Origin of the sequence: Streptomyces sp. NPDC051567 (assembly GCF_044454165.1) — a bacterium.
In the GTDB taxonomy this organism is placed as follows: Bacteria; Actinomycetota; Actinomycetes; order Streptomycetales; family Streptomycetaceae; genus Streptomyces.
Window position 1 is genome coordinate 23,010 of the sequence record NZ_JBITDK010000008.1, and the last position, 25,845, is coordinate 48,854.

General features: G+C 73.0%; 24 protein-coding genes. 11 read left to right on the plus strand and 13 right to left on the minus strand.

The genetic code is table 11. The features are described 5' to 3' along the window. Nucleotides 1-84: 84 nt before the first annotated feature. The 8 genes from ACIA5F_RS11745 to ACIA5F_RS11780 form a co-directional block, all read right to left on the minus strand. Nucleotides 85-732 carry an HD domain-containing protein gene (locus tag ACIA5F_RS11745; protein ID WP_399351814.1) on the minus strand — a complete coding sequence of 216 codons (648 nt, stop codon included), beginning with the start codon at nucleotides 730-732 and terminating at the stop codon, nucleotides 85-87. A gap of 57 nt (nucleotides 733-789) precedes the next feature. Continuing rightward, on the minus strand, nucleotides 790-1,467 hold the full coding sequence (locus ACIA5F_RS11750) for a response regulator (protein WP_399351816.1): 678 nt from the start codon (nucleotides 1,465-1,467) through the stop codon (nucleotides 790-792). Then, nucleotides 1,464-2,729, minus strand: a complete 1,266-nt coding sequence (locus ACIA5F_RS11755; RefSeq protein WP_399351818.1) for a sensor histidine kinase — start codon at nucleotides 2,727-2,729, stop codon at nucleotides 1,464-1,466. The genes ACIA5F_RS11750 and ACIA5F_RS11755 overlap by 4 nt, the downstream gene beginning before the upstream one ends. 231 nt (nucleotides 2,730-2,960) lie before the next feature. Beyond that, nucleotides 2,961-3,632 carry a response regulator gene (locus ACIA5F_RS11760; RefSeq protein ID WP_399351820.1) on the minus strand — a complete coding sequence of 224 codons (672 nt, stop codon included), beginning with the start codon at nucleotides 3,630-3,632 and terminating at the stop codon, nucleotides 2,961-2,963. Then, complete coding sequence (locus ACIA5F_RS11765) at nucleotides 3,629-4,948, minus strand: sensor histidine kinase (RefSeq protein WP_399351822.1); 1,320 nt, start codon at nucleotides 4,946-4,948, stop codon at nucleotides 3,629-3,631. Before ACIA5F_RS11765 ends, ACIA5F_RS11760 begins: the two co-directional genes overlap by 4 nt. A 90-nt stretch (nucleotides 4,949-5,038) precedes the next feature. Next, entirely contained in the window at nucleotides 5,039-5,983 is a 945-nt protein-coding gene (locus tag ACIA5F_RS11770; RefSeq protein WP_399351824.1) for an alpha/beta hydrolase, read from the minus strand. 292 nt (nucleotides 5,984-6,275) lie between these two features. Continuing rightward, nucleotides 6,276-6,665 carry a nuclear transport factor 2 family protein gene (locus ACIA5F_RS11775; RefSeq protein WP_399351826.1) on the minus strand — a complete coding sequence of 130 codons (390 nt, stop codon included), beginning with the start codon at nucleotides 6,663-6,665 and terminating at the stop codon, nucleotides 6,276-6,278. Between the two features lie 81 nt (nucleotides 6,666-6,746). Further along, on the minus strand, nucleotides 6,747-8,930 hold the full coding sequence (locus tag ACIA5F_RS11780; protein WP_399351828.1) for a protein kinase: 2,184 nt from the start codon (nucleotides 8,928-8,930) through the stop codon (nucleotides 6,747-6,749). Nucleotides 8,931-9,417: 487 nt separating this feature from the next. Between ACIA5F_RS11780 and ACIA5F_RS11785 the strand changes: the two genes are divergently transcribed. Next, nucleotides 9,418-9,951, plus strand: a complete 534-nt coding sequence (locus ACIA5F_RS11785) for an SgcJ/EcaC family oxidoreductase (protein WP_399351830.1) — start codon at nucleotides 9,418-9,420, stop codon at nucleotides 9,949-9,951. On the opposite strand, the gene ACIA5F_RS11790 is transcribed toward ACIA5F_RS11785, so the two are convergent. Then, entirely contained in the window at nucleotides 9,914-11,356 is a 1,443-nt protein-coding gene (locus ACIA5F_RS11790; RefSeq protein ID WP_399351832.1) for a sensor histidine kinase, read from the minus strand. The genes ACIA5F_RS11785 and ACIA5F_RS11790 overlap by 38 nt on opposite strands. Further along, nucleotides 11,353-12,033 carry a response regulator transcription factor gene (locus ACIA5F_RS11795; protein WP_399351834.1) on the minus strand — a complete coding sequence of 227 codons (681 nt, stop codon included), beginning with the start codon at nucleotides 12,031-12,033 and terminating at the stop codon, nucleotides 11,353-11,355. The genes ACIA5F_RS11790 and ACIA5F_RS11795 overlap by 4 nt, the downstream gene beginning before the upstream one ends. Nucleotides 12,034-12,326: 293 nt before the next feature. On the opposite strand from ACIA5F_RS11795, the gene ACIA5F_RS11800 reads away from it, so the two are divergent. The 3 genes from ACIA5F_RS11800 (at nucleotide 12,327) to ACIA5F_RS11810 (ending at nucleotide 15,481) form a co-directional block, all read left to right on the plus strand. Beyond that, the gene (locus ACIA5F_RS11800; protein ID WP_399351836.1) at nucleotides 12,327-13,739 is read left to right on the plus strand and encodes an aspartate aminotransferase family protein; all 1,413 of its coding nucleotides are present in this window, start codon (nucleotides 12,327-12,329) and stop codon (nucleotides 13,737-13,739) included. 206 nt (nucleotides 13,740-13,945) lie between these two features. Beyond that, on the plus strand, nucleotides 13,946-14,611 hold the full coding sequence (locus tag ACIA5F_RS11805; protein WP_399351838.1) for a GntR family transcriptional regulator: 666 nt from the start codon (nucleotides 13,946-13,948) through the stop codon (nucleotides 14,609-14,611). A gap of 219 nt (nucleotides 14,612-14,830) precedes the next feature. Next, a complete protein-coding gene (locus ACIA5F_RS11810) occupies nucleotides 14,831-15,481 on the plus strand; it encodes a hypothetical protein (RefSeq protein ID WP_399351840.1) in 651 nt (216 codons plus the stop codon). A 115-nt stretch (nucleotides 15,482-15,596) separates the two neighbouring features. Here ACIA5F_RS11810 and ACIA5F_RS11815 read toward each other — a convergent pair whose 3' ends face one another. Then, the gene (locus ACIA5F_RS11815) at nucleotides 15,597-16,364 is read right to left on the minus strand and encodes an SLATT domain-containing protein (RefSeq protein ID WP_399351842.1); all 768 of its coding nucleotides are present in this window, start codon (nucleotides 16,362-16,364) and stop codon (nucleotides 15,597-15,599) included. A 280-nt stretch (nucleotides 16,365-16,644) separates the two neighbouring features. On the opposite strand from ACIA5F_RS11815, the gene ACIA5F_RS11820 reads away from it, so the two are divergent. The 7 genes from ACIA5F_RS11820 (at nucleotide 16,645) to ACIA5F_RS11850 (ending at nucleotide 22,908) form a co-directional block, all read left to right on the plus strand. Then, complete coding sequence (locus tag ACIA5F_RS11820) at nucleotides 16,645-16,989, plus strand: YbaB/EbfC family nucleoid-associated protein (protein WP_399351845.1); 345 nt, start codon at nucleotides 16,645-16,647, stop codon at nucleotides 16,987-16,989. A gap of 150 nt (nucleotides 16,990-17,139) precedes the next feature. After that, nucleotides 17,140-17,739, plus strand: coding sequence for a recombination mediator RecR (gene recR, locus ACIA5F_RS11825; RefSeq protein ID WP_399351846.1), 600 nt, complete (start codon nucleotides 17,140-17,142; stop codon nucleotides 17,737-17,739). Continuing rightward, nucleotides 17,732-18,379 (plus strand): DUF5063 domain-containing protein, encoded by a 648-nt coding sequence (locus tag ACIA5F_RS11830; protein WP_399351848.1) that lies wholly within the window; start codon nucleotides 17,732-17,734, stop codon nucleotides 18,377-18,379. Before recR ends, ACIA5F_RS11830 begins: the two co-directional genes overlap by 8 nt. A 147-nt stretch (nucleotides 18,380-18,526) precedes the next feature. After that, complete coding sequence (locus ACIA5F_RS11835; protein ID WP_399351850.1) at nucleotides 18,527-19,801, plus strand: aspartate kinase; 1,275 nt, start codon at nucleotides 18,527-18,529, stop codon at nucleotides 19,799-19,801. Continuing rightward, nucleotides 19,798-20,871, plus strand: a complete 1,074-nt coding sequence (locus ACIA5F_RS11840) for an aspartate-semialdehyde dehydrogenase (protein ID WP_399351852.1) — start codon at nucleotides 19,798-19,800, stop codon at nucleotides 20,869-20,871. Before ACIA5F_RS11835 ends, ACIA5F_RS11840 begins: the two co-directional genes overlap by 4 nt. A gap of 169 nt (nucleotides 20,872-21,040) precedes the next feature. After that, a complete protein-coding gene (locus ACIA5F_RS11845; RefSeq protein ID WP_399351854.1) occupies nucleotides 21,041-21,814 on the plus strand; it encodes a SigE family RNA polymerase sigma factor in 774 nt (257 codons plus the stop codon). Next, nucleotides 21,811-22,908, plus strand: a complete 1,098-nt coding sequence (locus ACIA5F_RS11850) for a hypothetical protein (RefSeq protein WP_399351856.1) — start codon at nucleotides 21,811-21,813, stop codon at nucleotides 22,906-22,908. Before ACIA5F_RS11845 ends, ACIA5F_RS11850 begins: the two co-directional genes overlap by 4 nt. Here the strand turns inward: ACIA5F_RS11850 and ACIA5F_RS11855 are convergent. Together ACIA5F_RS11855 and ACIA5F_RS11860 are read right to left on the minus strand one after the other, a co-directional pair. Beyond that, entirely contained in the window at nucleotides 22,880-23,722 is an 843-nt protein-coding gene (locus ACIA5F_RS11855) for an SURF1 family protein (protein ID WP_399351858.1), read from the minus strand. The two genes, ACIA5F_RS11850 and ACIA5F_RS11855, sit on opposite strands and share 29 nt — an antisense overlap. A gap of 42 nt (nucleotides 23,723-23,764) precedes the next feature. Beyond that, the gene (locus ACIA5F_RS11860) at nucleotides 23,765-25,711 is read right to left on the minus strand and encodes a prolyl oligopeptidase family serine peptidase (protein WP_399351860.1); all 1,947 of its coding nucleotides are present in this window, start codon (nucleotides 25,709-25,711) and stop codon (nucleotides 23,765-23,767) included. Nucleotides 25,712-25,845: the final 134 nt, after the last annotated feature.

Below are 25,845 nucleotides of genomic sequence, written 5' to 3' on the forward strand. Positions count from 1 at the left end.
CCTCAGCCCTCAGCCCTCAGCCCTCAGGCCTTCGCCCCCAGCCTTCGGTCCGTAGCGGTCCGTCGCGCTGCTCCGTCCTCCTGCCTACTCGTCCCAGGGGGAGTTCTGGATCACCTCCACGAAATCACCGGGTACGAAACCCGGCACGAAGTGCCGCAGTACGTCCGCCTTCACGTTGCCGAAGGCCGTGTCCGGCTTCGGGGCGATGCCCTCGGTGAAGGCTTCGAGAATCCGCCGCTTGAAGTCGGGTCGGGGGTGCAGCGCGGTGATCGCGGCGCGGGCGGCCGGGCCGATGTCGTCGAAGCCGATGCCCAGGACGTCGTACTCGACGCCCGCCGTCACCAACGCCACCTCCGGCTCCATGAACTCCGGGATGCCCGGGGTGGTGTGGAGGGCGATCGCCGTCCACACCCGGCGGACACCGTCCTCCGGTACCCCGTGGCGCTCCAGGAACCGCCGGGCCTCGTCCGCCCCGTCCACTTCGAACCGGCGCCCGCTCCCGCGGAACCGTTCCCCGAGCCCCAGATCGTGGAACATCGCCCCGATGTAGAGCAGCTCCGGATCGAAGTCGAGGCCACGCCGCTGACCCTGGAGGCTCCCGAACCAGTACACCCGCCGCGAGTGGTGGTAGATCAGCTCACTCGTGGTGTCCCGCACCAGCTCGGTCGCCTCGGCGGCGAGCTTGCCGTCCGGCACCGCCACCCCGGCGGCGGTGTTCCCCTGCGTACTCATGACACGCTCCTCTCGACGTGTCCCCAGCCTCCCCGCCTTCCGTCCGGGCCGCCAGGTCTATCCCGGCCTGACCACCCGGTTCTCGTAGGCGAACACCGCCGCCTGGGTACGGTCCCGGAGGCCCAGCTTCACCAGGACGCGGCTCACGTGGGTCTTGATCGTGGACTCCGCGACGATCAGCCGGCCCGCTATCTCCGCGTTGGACAGCCCCTGCGCGATCAGTACCAGCACCTCCGTCTCCCGTTCCGTCAGCTCCTCCACGACCGCCGGGTCCGCCGGTCTCGGCAGCTGCGGCAGCTGCGGCAGCTGCGACATCTTCGAGAACTCCGAGATCAGCCGCCTGGTCACCGAGGGCGCCAGCAGCGCGTCCCCGGCCGCCACCACCCGTACCCCGTCCGCCAGCTGGCGGGCCGACGCGTCCTTGAGCAGGAACCCGGAGGCCCCGGCCCGCAGTGCCTGGTACACGTACTCGTCGAGGTCGAAGGTGGTCAGGACCAGAACCTTCGTGCCCGTGCCGGCCGCCACGATCTCCCGTGTCGCCTCCAGCCCGTTCATCTCCGGCATCCGGATGTCCATGAGCACCACATCCGGCCTGAGCGCCGCGACCTGGGCGATGGCCTCCCGGCCGTCGACCGCCTCGCCCACCACCTCGATGCCGTCCATGGCGTTCAACAGGACGGAGAACCCCTCCCGGACCATCATCTGGTCGTCGACGATCAGCACCCGGATCGTCATGCCCTCTTCCCCCCTGGCCCGGCCGGCGTCCCCGTCCCTGTACCCGTCGCCATCGCCGCCGTCTTCTCCACGGCCTTCTCCTTCGTCCCGGGGTTCGGTTCCTGACGGGCACGGACCGGTATGAAGACCGCCACCTCGTACCCGCCCGACGCCGTCTCCCCGGCGGTCATCTCCCCCTCCAGCATGGCCACCCGCTCCCGCATCCCGGTGATGCCGTGCCCGGCCCCCGGAGAGGGACGGGTCTCCTCGGTCCCGGGCTCGTTGACGATCCGTACCCCCAGGCCGCCCAGGACGTACGACACCTCCACCCCGGCCGACGCACCCGGTGCGTGCCGCAGGGTGTTGCTCAGGGCCTCCTGGATGATCCGGTACGCCGACAGTTCCACGCCCTGCGGTAGTTCCCGCACCGCACCCGTGACCGTCTTGTCCACACTCAGTCCGGCTTCCCGCACATTGGCCAGGAGCTTGTCCAGCGCGGCCAGCGTCGGCTGCGGGGCGTCCGGGGCCTCGTAGTCCGCGGAGCGGACCACGCCCAGGACCCGGCGCAGCTCGGTCAGGGCCGCCACCGCGTTCTCCCGGATGGTGGCGAACGCCGCCTCAAGCTCCGGCGGGGTGTCCTTCACCCGGTACGGCGCGGCCTCCGCCTGGATCGCCACCACCGACATGTGGTGGGCCACCACGTCGTGCAGTTCCCGCGCGATCGTCGTCCGCTCCTCAAGGAGTGTCCTCCGGTCGCGCTCGACGGCTGTGACCTCCTGCTGAGCCGTGACCTCCTGCTCCGCCTCCCGGCGGATGTGCCGGACGCTGGCGGTCAGCAGCGAGATCGCCGAGATGAAGGTCATGAGGATGACGCTTCCCAGGCCACCCCAGCCGAGTACGGCCGACAGGGTGATACTGGTCCCCAGAGTGACGGCCCACATCCACATCGCGACCCGGGGTCCGGTCCGCATCGCGACGACCGTCACCACGGTTACGTGGGCGACGAACGAGCCGAATGACCACGGCCAGGTCGTCCCGCCGGGTATCAGTACGGCCAGCACGCCACTGGCCGCTATCGCGCACCAGAAGGCTCCCACCGGCCGCACCAAGGTGGTCAGCACCGGGACAGCGGCTACCACTCCCAGGCCCAAGGCCATGGGCGAGGACCGGTACAGGCCTTCGTGTGCACCGGTGAGGACGATCACGAGGAGCGCCAGCAGCCACACGGCCGCATGGGGCGCGTACGCCGCCGCCGGGCGCATCTGCTCCGGAAGCCGCAGCACCAGCGGGGTGTCCGTGCGCTGCAGTGGAAGTGGTCGGTAGGCGAAGGCATCCGTGATCAGGTCCCGGCGGAATGCCGGGAAGAGACTGGAGCCCGTTCTGTTTTCCGATGTCCGGGTTGACCCCCCGGTGGTCGTCTCGCTCACATACAGAACGGTAGGTCCAGTCCCACCTCGTCCGCGTCGCCGTTGAAGGGGATCTTCTGGGGTCCCTCTCAAGTACTACCCGGGCTCTCAGTAGCCCGCCGGACGGACCAGACCGGTCTCGTACGCGAAGACGGCGGCCTGGGTGCGGTCCCGCAGGCCCAGCTTCACCAGGATGCGGCCCACATGGGTCTTCACGGTCTGCTCCGCCACCACCAGGTGCTCCGCGATCTCCGCGTTCGACAGTCCCTGGGCGATCAGCGACAGTACTTCCGTCTCCCGCCCGGTCAGCTCGTCGATCCGCGCCTTCGACGGCGCCCGGGGCGCCCCCAGCCGGGAGAACTCGGTGATCAGCCGCTTCGTGATGTTCGGGGAGAGCAGCGCCTCCCCGGCCGCCACCACCCGTACCGCCTCGGCGAGCTGGTCGGCCGACGCGTCCTTGAGCAGGAACCCGGAGGCGCCGGAACGCAACGCCTCGTACACGTACTCGTCCAGGTCGAAGGTGGTCAGCATCAGCACCTTCACGGTGGAGTCCGGGACGCCGGTGATGACGGAGGTGGCCTCGATGCCGCCCATCCCCGGCATCCGGATGTCCATCAGCACCACGTCCGGTCCGAGCTCGGCGGCCTTCGCCACGGCATCGGCGCCGTTCACGGCCTGGCCGACCACCACGATGTCGGGCTGTGCGTCGAGGAGGACGGTGAAGCCCTGCCGGACCATCATCTGGTCGTCGGCGATCATCACCTTGATCGGGGTGGTCATGAGTCCTTCTTCGTCTCGGGGGAGGAGTCGTGGGGCGGGTCCAGGGGAAGTACGGCGCTCACCTCGTACCCGCCGCCGGGCCGGGGACCGGCGGCCAGCTCGCCGCCCAGCATGCCCGCCCGTTCCCGCATCCCCAGCAGTCCGTGGCCCGTGCCTTGCGGGGGCGGGACGGGCCGGGCCGGCGCGGTGTTGGCCACGCACAGGTGCAGTGCGCGCGGCCCGTACGCGATGCCGACCTCCACCCGGGAGCCGGGCGCGTGGCGCAGGCAGTTGCTCAGGGCCTCCTGCACGATCCGGTACGCGGTCAGCTCGACACCCGGGGCCAGGGGCCGTCTGATCCCCGCCGTCTCGACGGTGACCTCCAGCCCGGCACCCCGCACGTTGTCCACGAGGCCGTCCAACTCGGCCAGGGTGGGCTGCGGACGATGGGCGTCCGCGGAGTCGTCCGGCTGCTCGGAGCGGAGCACGCCCAGGACCCTGCGCAGCTCCGTCAGGGCCTCCAGAGCGTTCTGCCGGATACCCGCCAGGTTCTCCTTGAGCTCCTCGGACGGGTCCTCCACCAGATGAGGGGCGACCTGGGCCTGGATGGAGATCACCGACATGTGGTGCGCGACGACGTCGTGCAGCTCGCGGGCGATCCGGCCGCGCTCCTCCAGCAGGGTGCGCCGGGCCCGTTCCTCCTCGGTGAGGGTCTCCTGTTCGACCAGCTCGCCCCGGGCCAGGCGCAGTGCGCGCAGCGCGTAGCCGAGGAGCCCCACGAAGCCGAAGAGGAGGAGGGCACCCACGACGCTGCTCCGACCGCGCTCCGGCTGGGCGAGGGCCTCGGCCAGGACGGTCAGGGCGATCGGGAGACCGGCGGCCGCGACGGTGGCCCGGGGCGGCACGCGCAGGGCCACCAGGAGCACCAGCGGGGCGAACACGAAGATCCCGCCGGGCGTCCACGGCCAGCTCTGGCCCTGCCCGGCCTGGGCGTGGCCGGCCCAGGCGATCAGAGCCGCGGTGACGAGGCCGAGCCAGAAGGCGGCGACCGGCCGGACCGTCGCGAGCGCGACGGACGCACCGGTCAGGACCGACAGCACCAGCGAGGGGGCGCCCGTGACGGCGTAGTGGTCGGCGAGCTGCGCCGAGGTGAGGAAGCCGAAGAGCACGGCCGCGCAGAGGACCAGCACATGCGGCAGCCGGGCCAGCAGACGCGGCCGGTTCATCCTGGGCAGCGGGTCCCGGTCCAGGGTCAGCAACTCCCGCGCCAGGTTCCGCAGGAAGGCGTCCTGCCGCACGAGGATCTGGTCCGGGAGGGCGGTCTGCTCGTTTTTCACGCCGGTCAGCCTAGGCACGGGACACCCTCCCGGTCCCGGCCTCCGGCCGGAAGCCGGGACCGGAAGCCAGGACCGGGAGGGGAACGGTGCTCACGCATGGCCGGCCTCCGTGGTGCGGGCGGTGCCGAGGACGATCGAGGCCAGGCTGTCGAGCGACTCGCCGCCGGGCACGAGGTAGTCGCTGTGCCCGGCGGCGCCGGCGGCGAAGACGCGCGCTCCGAAGGCGGGGTCCACGGGGTCGGTCGCGAACCCGACTCCGGCGAAGCGGAGGTGGGGGACCCGCCCGATCCAGTCGCCGCTGCCCCGCCCGGCCCAGACCCGGGCCCCGGTCGGCAGGTCACGGGCGGTGGCGGCACCCGTGCCCGGACTGCCGAACAAGGCCATGTCGGTGACCTGGGGGCCGGTCACGGTCCGCGCGCAGACCACCGAACCGTAGGAGTGACAGAGGAGGGAGAACCGGGCACCGGGTCCGGTGGTCTCCCGCAACCCGTCGAGGAAGGGAGCCAGTACGGCCGCGGCCTCGTCCGCGCGGCCGGTGGTCAGAACGGTCCCGCTGACCGTGCCGGGGGTGTCGTACCCGAGCCAGGCGACCACGGCGGTGTGCGGGTCCCCGGCGCGGAGGCGCTGGTACAGGGCGACCGCTCCGGCCCGGAACCTCTGGTAGGTGTCCAGCGTCGTGTCCGAACCGGGTATCAGTACGGCGACCCGGCCGGCGCTCTCCAGATCGCCGAACACCTCGACGGCCCGGCCCCTTCCCCGGCCGTCGAAGGCGAGGAGCCTGGCCGTCCCGCCCGCCCCCATGGCCTGGAGCGCCGCGGCCCGGCCGGTGCGTCCGGCGTCCTGTGCCGCGCGGTCCGCGGCGGCGAGATCCGTGAGGGCGGTGGCGTACCGGTCGTGGAGGGTGGCGTCCCCGGCGAGCACCGTGGGCGTGGGGGCGGGGACACCGGCGGAGGCGGTGCCGGACAGGGGGAACGCGACCGCGACGACGGCGAGTCCGGCCAGCAGAGTGCGGAGCAGGCGGCGGCCGACGGCCATGGTGTCTTCCTTCGTCCAGAGGGATGCGGTCTTCTCCGTGACGAAGTTAGGAAGGGGGCGCCGTCGTCGGCGTCCCGCTGGAGAGCCGGGTTCAGAGGTGGCTCTCAGGTATGACAGAGGGAACCAGGGAGCTACGCGAACGGTCCTGACCACCGCCCCGGAGCCCCACCCCCGGGCCCCGCCCCGCACCCCGCGACGCCCGTACCCCACGGCGCCCGAGCCCGGCCCCGCACCCCGGCGCCGTCAGGCCGCCCGACCGCCCGGTCGACCGTCAGACGGCCATCACCACAGCTCAGTCCGCCACCATGGGCTCGACGTACCCCGCGCGCCAGCGCGGCGCCGGGTCCTGGCCGGGGCTGGTCCAGTACTCCCGGGCGCCGACGATCTCCCCGTCCCTGACCGTCCAGAGGGATACGGCCCGGTAGACGACGTGGTCCTGTGGTATTTCCACCTCGGTGACGACGAGGTCCCCGTCCCCGAGAATCCGGAGGACCTCCACGGAACTCTCGTCCGCGTCACCGTCGTCACGGAGCACGGCGATGAAGTTGGCGCGCCCCACGATGCGTTCGCTGCTGACCGGCCATTCGATGACCGCGTCCTCGGCGACGAGCCCGGCCACTCCGTCCCAGTCGCGTGCCTCGATCCGTTCCCACAGTTGTGCCACTACGTTCAACGGCTCCATGTGCGGCAGTGTCCGATGACGGTGTTGTACGTAACAAGCTCTGCTTGCAGGCTTATTGACTTCGACACAATTGAGTGCGAGTCACTGCCTGTGGTAGCTGAGCGAGGGGTGGGAGGCGCCCGTCAGTTCGCGCTGGAGCGTGCCGTCGGGGAGCAGGCGCAGCAGGCTCCGGGCGCCCGGAGCGCAGGCGTGCGGGGTGCCGGAGGTGATGGTGGAGGTCACGGTCGAGGCGCCGAGTTCGACCGGTTCGGCAGCGGTGTGGAGCGGGGCCTTCCAGGTGCAGGCGAAGCCGGGGTCGTGGACGCTCAGGGACATCACCTGGTCCCCGACCGCGCCCGGGGTGAGGACGAGCTGCCAGACCTGGGCGCCCGCGGTGGCCCGCCAGGTGCCGACGTACGCCTGGGGCAGCCTTCCGGCGGTTCCGCTTTCACCTCCGGTTCCGGTTCCGTTTCCGGTCTGGTTCCCCGTTCCGTTCCGGGCCCCGGTACCGGTACCGGAACTCACACCCGCCTCCGGGCCGTCTCCCGCCCCCGGAGTGTCCTTGCCCCGTTTCCCGGTGCCGGACCCGTTCCCCGCCCCCGGACCCGTGGTGGACCTGGTCCTTCCCGCGTCGCCTCGGTCGTCGCTGCCCGTGGTCGTGGCCGGTGCGGTGTTGGGGGTGCGGGGGCTCTTGCCCGGGGGGAGGGGGTGGCCCTTCCCGCTCATCACCGCGTACACCGAGCCGCCCGCCGCGATGGCGACGACCACGGCCACCACGAGGAGGAAGGCCGTGGACGCGGTGCGGGCCCGCTGCGGAGGTTCCTCCTCCAGGGGCGCGTACTCCGGGTAGGGGGAGTGCGCCGGTACGGACGCGCCCCGGGCCGTGCCCGGAAGCCGGTCCCCACTCCCGCCACCGCTCCCACTCCCCCCACCGATCCCCCCACGGCTCCGGATTCCGCCCCCGCCCTCGCCCCTGTCTCCGGTCCGACTTCCGTTTCCGTTTCCGTTTCCGCTCCGGCCCGGAGCCGGGACGCGGTCCGGACCGGCGTCCTCACGGTCCAGCAGCTGTACGGTGTGCCGCCCGATCTGGGCCACCAGCAGCATCGGAAGCCACGGTTCCACAGCCCTCCCGGCGTCTGCGGCGCCCGCGGCCGGGCCCTCGCCGCCCCCCGGACCTCCTCCGCCGCCCGCGCGCCCCGCCACCGGACCCGCTCCCGTCCCCGTGGCCCTGGCCGTGTTCGCGCCGACCCGGGCCAGGATCTCGTCGGGTCCGGGCCGCGTGGCGGGTTCCTTGCGCAGGCAGTCCCGGACGAGTGCGCGCAGGTCGGCCGGTACGTCGTCCAGCGACGGTTCCGCTTCGGTGACGCGGCGCAGGAGCGCCGCGCTGCCTCCCGGCTGCCCCGGGTCGCCGAAGGGCAGCCGCCCGGTGACCGCGTAGGACAGGACGACGCCGAGCCGGAAGACGTCGCAGGCGCCGGTCACCGCCTCACCGCGGACCTGTTCGGGGGCGATGAAGCCGCTCGCGCCGGTCGGCGTGCCGGTGCGGTCCGGGGCGCCGGACATGCCGGCCCGGCCGGGTCCGGTCGGCGCGCCGCCACGTTCCGGATGCGTGCGTCCACCGGGCCGGGACATGTCTGTTCGGGACACGTCGAGCCTGGACGCGTCGAGCCGGGACATGTCTGTTCGGGGCACGTCTGTTCGGGACGTACCGGTGGCGCCGCCCTCCCCGTCCCGGCCGGGTGCTCCGGCTCCGCCCGCCCGCTCCGGGCGGTCCCCGGCGGGGTCCGCCAGCGCACGGGCGATGCCGAAGTCGAGGACGCGGGGGCCGTGGAGGGTGAGCAGGACGTTCGAGGACTTCAGGCCGTGGTGGACGAGGCCCGCGCCGTGGAGGTCCTGGAGCGCGTACGCGAGACCTGCGGCGAGGACCCGTACGGAACGGCCGGGCAGCGGGCCGAACCCGTGGGCCACGACCTCGTGGACGCTGGGCCCGGCGACGTACCCGGTGGCGAGCCAGAGGGCCTCGGCCTCGGTGTCGGCGTCGAGGAACGGGACGGTCCATTCGCCGCCGACGCGGCGGGCGGCGGCGATGTCCCGGCCTAAGCGGGCACGGAACTCCTCGCGGGCGGCGAGGCTCCGGCGGACCAGTTTCACGGCGACGGTGCGGCCCCGGTCGGAGCGGGCGAGGTACGCCTGACCCGTGGAGCCGGAGCCGGAGCCGGAGCCGAGACGGGACAGGAGGCGGTACGGGCCGATGCGGTGCGGGTCCCGCGGATGCAGTGGTTCCATGGCCGGGTTGTCCCTCCCCCTGGGGCTGTAGAACGGCCTGAGAATAGTGCGGCGGACTCCGCCCGGGAGGACGGTTTCGCCCGCGCGTCCGGTTGCCGACCCGAGGGTGGCCCGCCACCGGGTCTTGCGCGCCGGGCCCGGGCGTGCGGGCCCGGCGTACGCGGGCGGCGGGTCCCGCGCACGGCGGGTTCCGGGCGGAACACACCGTACTCATCCCGGGTATCGGGTGGACATCCCCTACGTGTGTACCATCCCCACCGCATATGCCACGCCCGTCCGGCGGACCGGCGCGCGCCCCCCGGCCCCCGGACCCGTCCCGCCCCCCGGCCTCACCCCGGCCCCCGCACACCGGTCGAGCGCTCCGGCGCGCGCCCGCGTGGATTTTCACAAGTCCTTGTCCGTGCGCTGGGCGTGCGCTGTACGGGCGTTAACCCGGCGGACGCGAGAGTGAGGAGCATTCGAACACCCAACTGAAACAGGAGTTCTGATGAGGCGTCAGCGAAAGATATCCACCCTGGCCACCGTCGCGACCGCCGTCACCGTCGCGGTCGTCGGCACCGTCACCGTCGGCGTCGGCGTCGCCCAGGCGGGCGACCAGCGCGACCAGCGCAGCAAGCACGACAAGCGCGTCAAGGTCGAGCGGGAGATCGCCGGCCTCTTCGACCAGTGGAACAGCGCCCTCCAGACCGGTGACGCCGAGAGGGTCGCCGACCGGTACGCCCACGACGCGGTGCTGCTCCCCACCGCCTCGCCGCAGATCCGTACCAACGAGGCCGAGATCGTCGACTACTTCCAGCACTTCCTCCTGAAGAAGCCGCGCGGCGAGAAGATCCGCACGGTCATCAACATCCTGGACAGCGACTCGGCGATCGACGCGGGCCTGTACCGCTTCTACCTCACCGACCCGATCACCGGCGTGACCAAGCCGCTCGAGGCCCGTTACTCCTACTCGTACGAGAAGCGCGGCGGCAAGTGGCTGATCGTCAACCACCACTCCTCGGTGCTCCCGGCCGCGGGCTGATCCACGGTCCCACCCGCGTGTCGGTCCGCGGGCCGGTGGCGGCCCGCAGACCGATCCGTACGCCCAGCCCGCCGCCGGGCGCGCGGCGCAGGGCCACGGTGCCGCCGTCGTCCGTCACCAGCTGCTTGACGATGGAGAGCCCGAGGCCCGACCCGGACCGGCCGGTGAGGCCCTGGCCGCGCCAGAACCGGTCGAACGCGCGGGACTGCTCGGCGGCGGACATGCCCGGCCCCTGGTCGAACACCTCCAGCACCGATTCGTCCGCCGAGGCCGCCTCCAGCCGGACCGTGATCGCGCCCCGGTCCGGGGAGACCTCCAGGGCGTTGGACAGGACGTTGTCCAGCACCTGGTCGAGATTGCCGGGGCCGGCCAGGACGCGCAGCGGGTCGTCCACGTCGCAGTCGAGGACGATGGTCACCCCCCGCTCGTCGGCGGCCGGCCGCCAGACGCTCAGCCGCTCCTCGACCAGTTCGCGCAGGGCGAGCGGCTCGGGCGCGGAGACCTTGGCCTCCGCCCGCGCCAGCACCAGCAGGCCGCTGACCAGCCGGCTCATCCGGACCACCTCGGCGGTGGCCTGCTCCACGTCCTCGCGCACGGACTCGTCGTCCACCCCGTCCGCGATGTTGTCCAGGGAGAGCCGCAGCGCCGTCAGCGGGGTGCGCAACTGGTGCGAGGCGTCCGCGACGAAGATCCGCTGCGAGGCGACCAGCGTGTCGAGCCGCTCGGCGCCCTGGTTGAGCGTCCGGGCCAGGGTCTGCGTCTCCTGCGGGCCGGTGACGGGGGAGCGGGCGGTCAGGTCGCCGTCGCTGAACCGGCTGGCCATGTCGTTGAGCTGGAGCAGCGGCTTGGTCAGCAGCCGGGCCACGATCGCGCCGAGCCCGGCGGCGACCGCCAGCACGCCGACGGCGAGAACGGCGCGGAATCCCCAGATCCGCCAGAGCCGGTCGGTGAGGTCGGTGGTCGCGTACCTGATCCGCACCGCGCCGACGATCCGTTCCTTGTCGGCCTGCGCGTACGCGGGCACGGTCACCACCAGCTCCGGCCCCCAGACGAAACGGGAACCCCAGTCGGCCGTGGACCGCCCGTCCCGCAGGGCCCTGGTGAACGCGGCGTCGCCCGGCCGCGCGGGCCGCGGCAGCGGGGGCACGGCCGCCCCGCCCGCGGCCACCACCTCCACCGCCCCGGGGGTCTCGTCCGCGTACGCCCCCGCCATCCGGGCCAGCGCCTGCCGGGCGGGTGCGTCGCCGACGCCGAGCAGCAGCGCCATGGTGGTCGCCTCCCGGCGCACCGACTCCTCGGTGTCCCCGCGCAACTGCGCGGTCAGCGTGAACGCCACCGGCACGGTGAACGCCGCCAGGGCCACGCCGACCAGCAGGACGTAACTGACGATCAGCCGTCGGATCACGGCGTGTCCCCGCCGACCACCAGACGGAAGCCGACGCCGCGCACCGCCTCGATCACCACCGCACCGGCGAGCTTGCGCCGCAGCGCCGCCACGTGCACGTCGAGCGTCTTCGTCGGCCCGAACCAGTTGGCGTCCCAGACCGCTTCCATGATCTGCTCGCGCGACATCAGCGCGCCCGGCTCCTCGGTCAGGAACGCCAGCAGGTCGTACTCCTTGGGGGTGAGGGCCACCTCCACCCCGTCCACCCGCACCCGGGCCGCCTTCCGGTCCACGGCCAGCCGCTCCCCGTACAGGTCCGGCCCGCTCGCGGCCCGCTGCTCCTTGGGCTGGACGCGGCGCATCACCGCCCTGATCCGGGCTATCACCTCGCGGACCCCGAACGGCTTGGAGACGTAGTCGTCCGCCCCGATCTCCAGGCCGACGACCCGGTCCGTCTCGTCGCTGCGGGCACTGATGACGATGATCGGCACGTCGCCGCGCCTGCGCAGCGCCCGGCACACGTCCAGCCCGTCGGTGTCCGGCAGCCCGAGGTCCAGCAGCACCAGGTCGTACGGCGCGGTGACGGCCAGCGCCGCGCCGCCCGTGGTCACCCACTCCACGCCGAACCCGTAGCGCAGCAGCCCGCGCCGCAGCGACTCGGCCACGGGCTCATCGTCTTCCACCAGCAATACGCGCACGAGGGGAACCCTAGGTCCTGTCGTCGGACATGGCGGCGGGAACGGTTCCGGTGTCCGGGACCGTACGGTGCTCCCGGCCTCGACGGGAGGCCGCCGGGGCCGGGAGCACCGCACGGCCGCCGGCGCGAGACAGATTGCCGAGACCCGCCCCCCACTCGCGTACAGTCCGCCGATACCGCTTCCCACCTGCGCACTTCTAGCGTGACGGCATGATCCCTCCCACCGCTCCTCCCATCGCTCCTCTCGTCGTTCCTCCGGCCACCCCTCCCGTGACCGTGGTCCCTCCCGTAACCGTGGCCCCTTCCGTCCCGCCCGCCGCCGTCCCGTCCGCCACCGTCCCGCCCGCGGCCTCGTACGCCGACCCGGTCGCGGGCGCGGCCGTCAAGGCCGCGGACCGGGCCCACGTCTTCCACTCCTGGTCCGCCCAGGCCCTGATCGACCCGCTCGCCGTCGCCGGGGCCGAGGGCTCGTACTTCTGGGACTACGAGGGCAGGCGCTACCTCGACTTCTCCTCCCAGCTCGTGAACACCAACATCGGCCACCAGCACCCCAAGGTCGTCGCGGCCGTCCAGGAGCAGGCCGCCAGGCTCTGCACCCTCGCCCCCGGTTTCGCCGTCGACGTCCGCTCCGAGGCGGCCCGCCTCATCGCCGAGCGGACCCCCGGCGACCTGGACAAGATCTTCTTCACCAACGGCGGTGCCGAGGCCGTCGAGAACGCCGTCCGCATGGCCCGGCTGCACACCGGCCGGTCCAAGGTGCTCTCCGCCTACCGCTCGTACCACGGGGCCACCGCCGCCGCGATCAACCTGACCGGCGACCCGCGCCGCTGGCCCTCCGACACGGCCGCGGCCGGGGTCGTGCACTTCTGGGGCCCGTACCTCTACCGCTCCGCCTTCCACGCCACCACCGAGGCCGAGGAGTGCGCGCGCGCCCTCACCCACCTCGCCGACACCATCGCCTTCGAGGGGCCGCAGACCATCGCGGCGATCATCCTGGAGTCCGTGCCGGGCACCGCCGGGATCATGACCCCGCCGCCGGGCTACCTCGCGGGCGTGCGCGAGCTGTGCGACCGGTACGGCATCGTCTTCGTCCTCGACGAGGTCATGTCGGGCTTCGGCCGCACCGGGAAGTGGTTCGCCGCCGACCACTGGGGCGTCACCCCCGACCTGATCACCTTCGCCAAGGGCGTGAACAGCGGTTACGTCCCGCTCGGCGGTGTCGCCATCTCGGCCGCCGTCGCGGAGACCTTCGCCACCCGCCCCTACCCGGGCGGACTGACCTACTCCGGCCACCCCCTGGCCTGCGCCGCCGCCGTCGCCACGATCGACGCCATGGCGCGGGAGGGCATCGTCGAGAACGCCGCCCGCATCGGGGAGCGGGTGATCGGCCCGGGGCTCGCGGAGATCGCCGAACGGCACCCGTCCGTCGGGGAGGTCCGGGGCCTGGGCACGTTCTGGGCGCTGGAACTCGTCCGGGACAAGGGGACGCGCGAGCCGCTCGTCCCCTACAACGCCTCCGGCGCCGACAACGCGCCGATGGCCGAATTCGCGGCGGCCTGCAAGTCCTCCGGTCTGTGGCCGTTCGTCAACATGAACCGGACGCACGTCGTGCCGCCCTGCACGGTCACCGAGGCGGAGGCCAAGGAGGGCCTGGCCCTGCTGGACGAGGCACTGACCGTCGCCGACCGCCACACGACGGCCGGATAGCGGCGGACGGCCGGATTCCCCGGTCGGCGGCCCGGCGGCGGTCCGTCGGCCGGGCCGCCGACTCCGGCCGGATGTACCCGTACGGAGACGGCCGGTCCGCGTCCGGATAACGAGCGGTAAATCCGCATACCGGCCACCAACCGCCCGATTTCGGCCTCGCCGCCTGGCCTAAGGTGTCCGGAGTTCTACAGAGGAGACGGACCCCTATGCCAGGCAGCGGCGCTGTCACCCGCAACACCCTCCGGCAGCAGATAGCGGACGCGCTGCGCGACGAGGTGCTGGCGGGGCGCATGCCCCCGGGGACCGAGTTCACCGTCAAGCAGATCGCCGAACAGTACGAGGTCTCCGCGACCCCGGTCCGCGAGGCCCTGGTGGACCTCTCGGCGCAGGGGCTGCTCGAACTGGTCCAGCACCGGGGCTTTCGCGTCCGGTCCTACACCGTGGACGAGTTCCGGGGCATGGTCGAGGCCCGCACGCTGATCGTGGACGGGATCTTCCGCCGGCTCACCGAGGGCGGCACCCTCCCCGGCTCCGGGGAGATGCTGGTGTCGATACGCCGCCGGGCCGAGGAGGCCCGGCGGGCCGCGCGCAGCGGTTCGCTCGAAGTGCTCATCGGCTACGACCTGCGCTTCTGGCGGGAGCTGAGCCGACTGGTCGGCAACACCTACATCTCCGACTTCCTGCACCGCATCCGGGTGCAGTGCTGGGTCTTCGCCGTCCCCCACCTCCAGCGCGACCCCGCACTGCGGGCGGCGCTGTGGGACGGGCACAGCGCCCTGGTGGACGCGGTGACCCTGGCGGACGCCGCCGAGGTGCGGCGGATCGTGCAGGGCTACAACCAGCACGTGCTGGACTGGTCCGCCCGGCTCTGAGGGCCGCCCCGTGGGCAGGGCCCGCCGAACCGCCTGGTCACGCCCCGGTCACCGCCCGCCCGGTCCCCGGCCCGCGCCTCCCCGTCCGTCCCGGTCGCGGCGCCGGGCCCCGTCCGTGCCCGCGGCGCCCGGGGGGACCGGTCGCCGAGGGCCTCTTCGCGGAGCGTGTCCGGCGCACTACGCTGGCCCGATCGGCGGCAACGACTGATCGGAGCCCACGTGGCCTGCGACCTGTGGCTGGTACCCCTTGTCGACGTGCTGTGCCACAGCCCCGACAACCCCTTCGCGGAAGAGATCGCCTCGTACGACAAGGCGCTGGGCGAGGCCGGACTGCCGTCCGTGCCCGTCTTCTCCTACATGCCGGGCCTGAGCGGGGACGTCGCCCCGGTCGCCGGTTTCGACTACGACGCCCTGCACTTCCTGCGGCGGGCGTACCTGCTCCAGGTCTGCGGGCTGCCGGTGACCCCGGTGGACGAACTCGGCGGGGACTACGAGCAGTTGCTGGAGATGTTCGAGCCCACGGCCCAGCAGTCGCACCTGGTCTGGCACTACGACCACGCGGGGGCGTACGTCCCGGTGGACTTCGCGGCCCCGCTGGCCAACGAGGAGCTGCTGGCCGGGGGCGGACCGCTCGGTTCCGCGCAGGGGCTGCTGCGGGAACTGGTCTTCGTGGCCCCCGCGATCGGCATCGACCCGGGCAACCCGCCCGCGGCCCCGGCGCCGCCCGGCCGGCCGACGTCACCGGAGGAGCCGGCGGGACCGATCCCGTACGACGAGAGCCCCTTCGCCCGGGAACGCCACGTCTGGCTCGGCCTGCACGCGGCGGCGACCCGCTGCCTCGGCCAGGGCTCGATGATCATCTTCAGCTGAGCGGGCCCGGCCGGGCGCCCGTACCGCCCGCCCCGCCCGTACCACTCGCCCCGCCCGTACGGCCTGTGCCGTCCCGCCCCGGCCGCTGACCCGGCCGCCACGACGGCCGCCGGGTTCAGCGCGGCTGTTCCGGCGGGCGCTGGCGGGGCATGTTCGGCCGGGTGCCCGGCGGCAGCGGGAAGCGGGCCGGCAGGCCGCCCGGCTCCGGGCCGCGCACCGGGCTCGTGGTGGGGGACTGCGTCAGCAGCGGGACGGGCCCGGCCCGGAACTCCACCATCCAGTCCGCCGTCTCCGCGCGCACCAGCTCCGTGATGTCCTCGGAGAAGCGCCGCAGGACGGTCAGACACCGCTCGGCGGCCTCGCTGGCGGTGCCCTCCGTCGGCCCGAGCACCTCCCGGACGTTCTCCGAGGCCCAGTCGAACTGGAGCGTCTGCAGTCTCCGCTGGACCGCCTGCGCCGTCGCCACGTCCCGCATCCACCCGGACGTCAGCCCGAAGAACCGGTCGCAGGCCAGGGCCGCGGCCCCCAGCAGCAGCGCGAGGTACCCGTAGAGCGCCGCGCCGTGCACCGACCCCGTCAGCTCCACCAGCGGCATCGCGGCGCCCGTGACGGCGCCCAGCGCCGCCCCCGCCCGCAGGACCCGCGCGCCCCGGCGCTTCCACGCCCGGTCGGAGAGGTACCACGCGGCGGTGCGCAGCGCGTCGGCCTCGACCCGCCGGTAGAGCTCGTCGAGCCGCTCGGCGGGTTCGCCCCAGTCCCCGAGGGGGAACGGCCGTCCGGTCAGATCGCCCGCCGCCGTCGCCCCGCCGCCCTCCTCCCGGGGATCGCGGGAATCCCGCGGCTCCCGGGGTGGCCCCTCGGGCTGCATGTCCGGCTGGCTCACCCGGCACTCCCTCTGCCTGCACTGAACGTGTGGTGGTGCGCGTGTGCGCGATTCGTGCGTGGTGCGTGGTGCGCAATGGTGCGCACGCTCTTCCTACCTTCGAATGACCCGCGATGGGCGACGAATCCCGGGATTCCCGTGTACAGGGAGGTCTCCATCAGGTAGGCGTATGCCCCGGCTCTCACTCGAAAGAGTTGGTCCTCACGGCGTAGGGCGCGGTGCGCGGGGAGCACGTAGGCTCGGATTGACCAAGCGTTCCGAGGGATGGAGTGAGTTTCCTGTGATTTCCGGTGGTGGCCAGCCCAACATGCAGCAGCTGCTCCAGCAGGCCCAGAAGATGCAGCAGGACCTCGCCGCGGCCCAGGAAGAGCTGGCGCGGGCCGAGGTCCGGGGCCAGGCGGGCGGCGGTCTGGTCACGGCGACCGTGACCGGTTCCGGCGAGCTGCGCGCGCTGGTGATCGACCCGGAGGCGGTGGACCCGCAGGACACCGAGACCCTCGCCGACCTGGTGGTCGCGGCGGTCCAGGCGGCCAACGACAACGCCCAGGCGCTCCAGCAGCAGAAACTGGGCCCCCTCGCCCAGGGCCTGGGCGGCTCCAGCGGCATCCCCGGCCTCCCCTTCTAGCCCCCGGCCGCCCGCACCGACGCGGGCGCGGACGCCACCGCAGGACGCCGCCGCAGGAAGCGTCCGCATCCGCAGACGCACCGGCGTCCCGGTCCGCGTCCCGGCCCGTGGCCCGACCCGCAGTTCCGCCCACAGAAAGCAGGCAGTCCGTTGTACGAAGGCGTGGTCCAGGACCTCATCGACGAACTGGGCAGACTGCCCGGCGTCGGGCCCAAGAGCGCGCAGCGGATCGCCTTCCACATCCTCCAGGCCGAACCCACCGACGTCCGCCGTCTCGCGCACGCGCTGCTGGAGGTCAAGGACAAGGTCCGGTTCTGCGCGGTCTGCGGGAACGTGGCCCAGGAGGAGCGGTGCGGCATCTGCCGCGACCCGCGCCGTGATCTGACGGTCATCTGTGTGGTCGAAGAGCCGAAGGACGTCGTCGCGGTCGAGCGGACGCGGGAGTTCCGGGGCAGGTACCACGTCCTCGGCGGCGCGATCAGCCCGATCGAGGGCGTCGGCCCGGACGACCTGCGCATCCGCGAACTGCTGACACGGCTCGCGGACGGCGAGGTGACCGAGCTGATCCTCGCCACCGACCCGAACCTGGAGGGCGAGGCGACCGCCACCTACCTCGCCCGCATGATCAAGCCCATGGGCCTGAAGGTCACTCGCCTGGCCAGCGGGCTCCCCGTCGGGGGAGATCTGGAGTACGCGGACGAGGTCACGCTCGGGCGGGCCTTTGAAGGAAGGCGACTACTCGATGTCTGACGCAACGCTGCACGCCGTGGACCAGGACCCGGACGACTTCGCCGTCCAGATCGCGGACCAGATCGAGTCCTTCGTCGTCGCGGTCACCGAGGTGGCCAAGGGCGAGGACCCGGACAGCGCGGTGCCGTTCCTCCTCCTGGAGGTCTCCCAGCTGCTGCTCGCGGGCGGCAGGCTGGGCGCCTACCAGGACGTCCTGCCCGACGAGCGCTACGAGCCCGACCTCGGCCCGGAGCCGGACGTGGACGACCTGCGCGAGAGGTTCGCCCTGATGCTGGAACCGGTCGACGTCTACTCCGAGGTCTTCGACCCGTACGAGCCGCGCAAGGCCCCGGTCGCGCACCGGATCTCCGACGACGTGGCCGACGTGGTCGCCGACCTGCGGCACGGCCTGGCCCACTACCGGGCGGGCCGGACCACCGAGGCGCTGTGGTGGTGGCAGTTCTCGTACTTCACCAACTGGGGCCCGACGGCCTCGGCGACCCTGCGCGCCCTCCAGTCACTGGTGGCCCACGTCCGACTGGACCAGCCGCTGGCGGCCCTGGACGGGCTGGACACCGACGAGGACCTGACCGAGGACGAGCTCGCCGAGCAGGCCGGCCGGGTGATGGCCGAGGAGCTGGGCGGTCTGGGCCGCGGGTGAGGACCGGTCCGCGCGGGGCCGTCCGGCACTCCGCGCGGGAACTTCTGCGCTGATCATTTCGTCTCATGATGTGGTACGAAGCAGTCGGATCGCGGCCGCTCGTTAGACTGCACCAGCAAATTCAGACGGACTGAGCGAGGAGCGCACGTGGGCCTTGTCGTGCAGAAGTACGGAGGCTCCTCCGTAGCCGATGCCGAAGGCATCAAGCGCGTCGCCAAGCGGATCGTGGATGCCAAGAAGAACGGCCACCAAGTGGTCGTCGTGGTCTCCGCGATGGGCGACACGACGGACGAGCTGATCGATCTCGCCGAGCAGGTGTCCCCGATGCCTGCCGGACGCGAATTCGACATGCTGCTGACCGCCGGAGAGCGGATCGCCATGGCCCTGCTGGCCATGGCGATCAAAAACCTGGGCCACGAGGCCCAGTCGTTCACCGGCAGCCAGGCGGGTGTGATCACCGACTCGGTCCACAACAAAGCGCGCATCATCGATGTCACGCCGGGCCGTATCCGCACCGCGCTGGACGAGGGCAACATCGCCATCGTCGCCGGTTTCCAGGGCGTGTCCGCGGACTCCAAGGACATCACCACCCTCGGCCGCGGCGGCTCGGACACCACCGCCGTCGCGCTCGCCGCGGCGCTGGACGCCGAGGTGTGCGAGATCTACACCGACGTGGACGGCGTCTTCACCGCCGACCCGCGCGTGGTGAAGAAGGCCCGGAAGATCGACTGGATCTCCTCCGAGGACATGCTGGAGCTCGCCGCCTCCGGTTCCAAGGTGCTGCTGCACCGCTGCGTCGAGTACGCGCGCCGATACAACATCCCGATCCACGTCCGCTCGTCCTTCTCGGGACTGCCGGGCACCTGGGTCAGCAACGAGAATCCGCAAGGGGACGAGCAGGTGGAGCACGCCATCATCTCCGGAGTCGCTCACGACGTCTCCGAAGCCAAGATCACGGTCGTCGGTGTCCCGGACAAGCCGGGTGAGGCCGCGGCGATCTTCCGCGCCATCGCGGACGCCGAGATCAACATCGACATGATCGTGCAGAACGTCTCGGCGGCCTCCACGGGCCTCACCGACATCTCCTTCACGCTCCCCAAGGCCGAGGGCCACAAGGCCATCGACGCCCTGGAGAAGGCGAAGGGCAAGATCGGCTTCGAGTCCCTGCGCTACGACGACCAGATCGGCAAGATCTCCCTGGTCGGCGCGGGGATGAAGACCAACCCGGGCGTCACCGCCGCCTTCTTCCAGGCGCTCTCCGACGCCGGGGTCAACATCGAACTGATCTCGACCTCCGAGATCCGCATCTCGGTCGTCACCCGCCAGGACGACGTCAACGAGGCCGTCCGCGCCGTGCACACGGCCTTCGGTCTCGACTCCGACAGCGACGAGGCCGTCGTCTACGGAGGCACCGGACGATGACCGCGCACCGGTCCTCCGGCCCGGCGCTCGCCGTGGTCGGGGCGACCGGGGCAGTCGGTTCGGTCCTGCTCCAGATCCTGTCCCAGCGGGCGGACGTCTGGGGCGCCATCCGCCTGATCGCCTCCGCGCGCTCGGCCGGCCGGGTGCTGGCCGTCCGCGCGCGGGAGACCGAGGTGCTCGCCCTCACCGAGGACGCCTTCGACGGCCTCGGCGAGGGCGACGTGGCCATCTTCCTGACCCCGGCCGAGGTCTCGGCCCACTGGGCGCCCCTCGTCACCGCGCGCGGCGCCGTCGTGGTGGACCGGTCGGCCGCCTTCCGGGAGGACCCCGGTGTGCCGCTGGTGGTCCCCGAGGTCAACGCCGATGCCGTACGGGACCGGCCGCGCGGGATCGTGGCCGGGCCGGACTGCGTGACCGCCGCGATGATCGCCGCCGTGGGCGCCCTGCACCGCGCGTACGGGCTGACCGAGCTGGCCGTCTCCTCGTACCAGGCGGCCGGCGCCGCCGGACGGGCCGGTTCCGAGGCCCTGCGCCGCCAGCTCTCCGTGGTCGCCGGAACCTCCCTGGGCGAACAGCCCGGGGACGTACGCCGTGCCGTGGGCGAGGACACCGGCCCCTTCGCGGCCCCGCTCGCCCTCAACGTCGTGCCGTGGTCCGGCGAACTGCGCGCGGACGGCTGGTCCTCGCACGAGCTGGCCGTGCGGGCCGAGACCCGCCGGATACTGGGCCTGGAGCGGCTCCCGGTGGCGGTGACCTGCGTCCAGGTGCCGGTGGTGACCGGGCACTCGCTGACGGTACGGGCCCGGTTCGAGGCCGTGGTGGACGTGGCGCACGTCCGGGAGGTCCTGGAGGCCGCCCCCGGCGTGGTGCTCGTGGACGACCCGCAGGCGGGGGAGTTCCCGACCCCGGCGGACGCGGCCGGGACGGACCCGGCCTGGGTGGGGCGGGTCCGGGCCTCGCTCGACGACCCGTTCTCGCTGGAGTTCTTCGTCTGCGCCGACAACCTGCGCAAGGGCGCCGCCCTGAACGCCGCCCAGATCGCGGAACTGATCGCGGGTGAATACGCGTAATCGGCTTTGTAGGATCGGTACTGATCCCCTGAACAAGGTGATGGCCCGACTGCCGCCTCGATGGCCGGGGCAATCGGGAAGAGCGGGTACGTATGAGGGCAAAAAGGACAGCGCCGGTCAGGTCGGCTCGCGCGTACAACCCTGACGGGACGACGCGTGTCCTACTGGCGTGGCTGAGGCACTGCTCGACTTCGCCGTCCTACCGACACGGCACCCCGGGACCGCTCCGGCGCGCCCTGGCTCCCGTACGTCCAACGGCGGCCTCCCTGTGATGGTTCCCGTCCCGCCGGCCGGACCGTACGAGGCGCTCCCCGTACGGGGAGCCGTACCGAACCGGGGCGGCCGGGTGCCCTCGCCCCGCGGCGGCGGCGCGGAGACCGCCAAGAGCACCGGCGCGGGCACCACCGGGGGCGGGGCGGAAGCGGCCGAGGAGCGGACCGTGGTCGCCGGCACCACCGTCGACCACCTCACCCGCACCTACCAGGCCCACTACCGCTCGCTCCTGGGCCTCGCCGCGCTCCTCCTCGACGACACCGCCTCCTGCGAGGACGTGGTCCAGGAGGCGTTCATCCGCGTCCACTCGGCCCGCAACCGGGTCCGTGACCGGGACAAGACCCTGGCCTACCTGCGCCAGACGGTCGTCAACCTCTCCCGCTCGGCCCTGCGCCGCCGCATCCTCGGCCTCAAGCTGCTCCCGAAGCCGATGCCGGACATGGCCAGCGCCGAAGAAGGCGCCTACGACCAGCTGGAACGGGACGATCTGATCAAGGCGATGCGCGGACTCCAGCGGCGCCAGCGCGAGGTGCTGGTGCTGCGTTACTTCGCGGACATGACGGAAGCCCAGGTGGCCGAGACGCTCGGCGTGTCGATCGGCTCGGTGAAGGCGTACGGATCGCGGGGCATTGCCGCGCTGCGGGTGGCGATGGAGGCTGCGCAGTCATGACGGAAGACCACACCCCGCCGGATGGCGCGGGCGAGGAAGAGGCCCTGCGGAGCCTGCTGCGCGGAGCCGTCGCGGGCCTTGAGCCCACCGATGACGCGCTGGAGCGGCTGCGGCGCGCCGTCCCCGCCCGCCGGACCCGCAAGCGGATGGTCCTCGTCGGCGCCGCCACCGCGGTCGTGCTGGCGGGGACGGCCATCCCCGCCGCCCTGCACCTGACGGGCGGCGAGGGCGCCGCCCGCCCCTCCGCCATGGCCGGCCCCGGCGAGGACCCCGGCGGGAGAACGGGCGGCAGCCGTTCGGGCCCGCACCAGAGCGGCTCCGAGGCGATCCCGAGGGCCGACAGGTCCGCCGACGGGACCCCGGCCGCGGGCGGTACCACGGGCGGCGGGCCCGACCCGCATACCCCGGCCCCGACCGACGGTGCGACGGAGCCCCTCCCGGACGCCGCCGCCACGACCGGCGCGGACCGGGGCAGGGTGCCGCCCGCGTCGGTGCCGGGCGTCCCCGGGTGCGGCGCGGAGCAGTTGCGCGTCATGGCCGCGGCCCGCGCCCCGGAGGCCGACGGCAAGGTCTACGGCAGCTTCAAGGTCACCAACGTCTCGGCGCGCGGCTGTACCGTCACGGGCCCGGACACCGTGACCGCGGCCTCGGTGACCCGGTCCGGCCCGATGCCCGTCCAGGGCACCCGGGTCTCGGTCATCGGCCACCGGACCGGGGACCCGGCGAGCGGGCTGCCCGACCCCTCGGCGGAGGCGCCGCTGCTGCTGCTCCACCCGGACATGGCGTACGAGGTCCGCTTCGCCTGGGTGCCGTCCGGGCCGTCCTGCCCGGCGGGGGGCCGCGAGCCGGCGAAGAAGCCCCCGCAGGGCGTCCCCCCGGACACCTCGGTACCCGCGTCGGGCGGCGCGGACCACCCGCCCGGCCAGGAGCCGCAGAAGGGCGGCCCGGCCCCGGAGCCGCCCGGGATCACCGTGTCGCACACGCCCTACACCCTGGCGTCCGGGGCCCCGACCACCCGGACGACGATCCCCTCGGCCTGCGGGGGAACCGTCTACCGGACGGGGGTCATTCCGCTGGACGCGCCGGTGCGGTAGCGGCCGTGGCCCGCCCGGCCGCCGGTTCCGGCGACCGCTGCGCGGCCGTGGCCCGCTGGTCCGCCGCGAGCAGCTCCGCCTCCGTGTCGCGCAGGGTCTCCACCTCACGCCGGTAGAGCCGGAACCACATGAAGAACACGAAGACGACGAAGACGAACCACTCGCCCGTGTAACCGAGGTTCTGGAAGGCCTTCAGGTCGAGCCCGGTGTCGTTCGGCGCCTGCGCGGGCACCGGCACCATCCCGTCCGCCGGGGTCTGCACCGTCAGCCAGGCGTCGTACAGGTCGTACGGCACCAGGTTGACCAGGGAGGCCGACCCGATCACCCCGAGCTGCCCGGCCGGCAGACCGCCCTCGGCGTGCACGCCCTTGGTACGGGAGTTCTCCGAGGACTGCAGCGCCCCGGTGACCTCGACCCGCCCGGTCGGCGCGGCCGGCGCCTTCGCCGGGTCCGCCACCCCCGGCAGCCAGCCCCGGACCACCGGGACGGCCTTGCCGGAGTCGGTCCGCAGCAGGGTCAGGACGTAGTACCCGGCGGCGCCGTCGAGCCGCCGCTCGGGGACCAGCAGCTGTTCGCCGTACTCCCCGGTGGCGGACGCGAGCCGTCCCGAGGTCCTCTTGTCCACCGGGAGCAGTGAGTCCAGCGGCGTGGCGTCCAGGTCGGCGGGCCGCTCGGCGGTCGCCTCCCGGTGGCTGTCGACGCGGTCCTCGAACCGGCCGAGCTGCCAGCTCCCCATGTAGAGACAGAAGGGAACGGAGAGCGCGACGAAGATGTTGATCCCCCACCAGCGCGGGGTCAGGAGAAACCGGTGCACCCCACCACCGTACGGGGGGCGCACCGGCCGGTGTGTGGCGGGTCAGGCCGCCGGGTGCGGCGGCAGGTGCTTCAGCGCGAACTCCAGCTCCATCCGGACCTGCTTGATCCGCTCCTCCACCACGAGCGAGCCGTGCCCGGCGTCGTACCGGTAGACCTCGTGCTCCGCGCCGCGCGCCGCCAGCCGGTCCACGTAGGTGTCGATCTGCCGGATCGGGCAGCGCGGGTCGTTGACGCCCGCCGCGATGTGGACGGGCGCCTTCACCGCGTCCACGTACGTCAGCGGCGAGGAGACCTCGAACCGCTCCGGGACCTCCTCGGGCGTACCGCCGAAGAGGGTGCGGTCCAGGGACTTCAGCGCCTCCATCTCGTCGTGGTAGGCCGTCACGTAGTCGGCGACCGGTACGGCGGCCAGCCCTACCGCCCAGTTGCCGGGCTGTGTACCGAGGCCCAGGAGCGTGAGGTACCCGCCCCACGAGCCGCCGGACAGCACCAGCCGCGCCGGGTCCGCGAGGCCGCAGGAGACCGCCCACTCCCGGACCGCAGCGATGTCCTCCAGCTCGATCAGGCCGATCCGGTGCTTGAGCGCGTCCGTCCAGGCACGGCCGTACCCCGTCGAGCCCCGGTAGTTGACCCGCACGACCGCGAAACCGTGGTCCAGCCAGGCCGCCGGGGTCGCCGCGAAGGCGTCACTGTCGTGCCAGGCGGGCCCGCCGTGGATCTCGAAGACGGTCGGGAACGGGCCGTCGCCGTGGCCCGTCGGCCGCTGCGCCAGCGCGTGCACGCGCCCGCCGGGGCCCTCCACCCACACGTCCTCCACCGCGACCGAGCCGGGCGCCCGGAACCCCGGAGGGTCCAGGACGACCCCGCCCGCCGTGGACCGCACCACCGAGGGCTCGGCGGCCGAGGACCACTGGTACTCCACCGTCCCGTCCGGCCGCGCCGTCGCCCCCGACACCGAACCGGGCGGGGTGTCCACGCGGACGAGCTCCCGCGCGGCCAGGTCGTAGCGCCACAGCTCGCTGCGGGCCTCGAAGCTGTGCGCGACCAGCAGCGCGGAGCCGTCCGGGTACCACTCGGCACTCACATCGCCGGGCAGCTCGATCGCGAGTTCCTGCTCGCTCCCGGTGGCCACGTCCCACACCATCGGCTCCCAGCGTCCCCGCCGCTGGTGGCCGACGAGCAGCCGGGTGTCGCCCGCGACCGGGGCGAAGCCGAGCACCTCCAGGCCCAGCTCCTCGGTCCCGCCCTTGGAGTCGTCCAGTTCCGCGACGGTGGCACCGTCGAGGGAGAGCACGCGCAGGGCGGAGTGCATCGCGTCGCCGTGCTCGGTGTGCTCGACGGCCACGAGCCGCCCGTCACGGGACAGGTCGCCGACGCCCGCCGACTCCCGGTGCCGGTAGATCACGGTGGGCGCGGAGCCGTCCGGCCGTACGACGTGGACCGTCGACCCGTCCTCGTCGGTGGAGCGCCCGACGACCGCCGTACCGTCCCGGCCGATGGCCAGCCCGGCGGGGTACGAGGGCTCCAGCCCCGGGGTGGCGGGCTCGTCGGGTCCGCCCGCGAAGGGCTGGCGGACCCAGGTGCCGAACTCGTCGCCGTCCGTGTCGGAGAACCACCAGATCCATTCGCCGTCCGGGGAGAGGGTGCCGTCGGTGGTGCCGTTGGGGCGGTCGGTGGCCTGCCGCTGCGCGCCGGTGGCCCGGTCCCAGGCGTAGAGCTCGTAGGTCCCCGTCGCGTTGGAGACGAAGAGGGCGCGGTCCGGGGCGTCCTCGGCCCAGTCGGGCAGCCCGACGCGCGGGGCCCGGAACCTCTTCTCCCAGTCGGGCCACCCGGCATCGCCGTCCGGGCCGGTTTCACGTGAAACACCGGCCGGTCCCGTTGTCCTGGTCGGGCCCGTTTCACGTGAAACGTCGGCCGGTCCCGTCCCGCCGGTCGAGCCGGTTTCACGTGAAACATCGGCCCGGGTCACATCGCTGTCGCTGCTCATGTCCCCATTCTCGCCGGGGCGGCGGGAGCACCGGGACGGACCGGGAACATCGGGGGTGCCGCAGGTGCCGGGCCCACCGGGATGCCGACCGGCCCGCAGGAGCGCATGGTGGTGTGCGTACACGTGATCCGGGC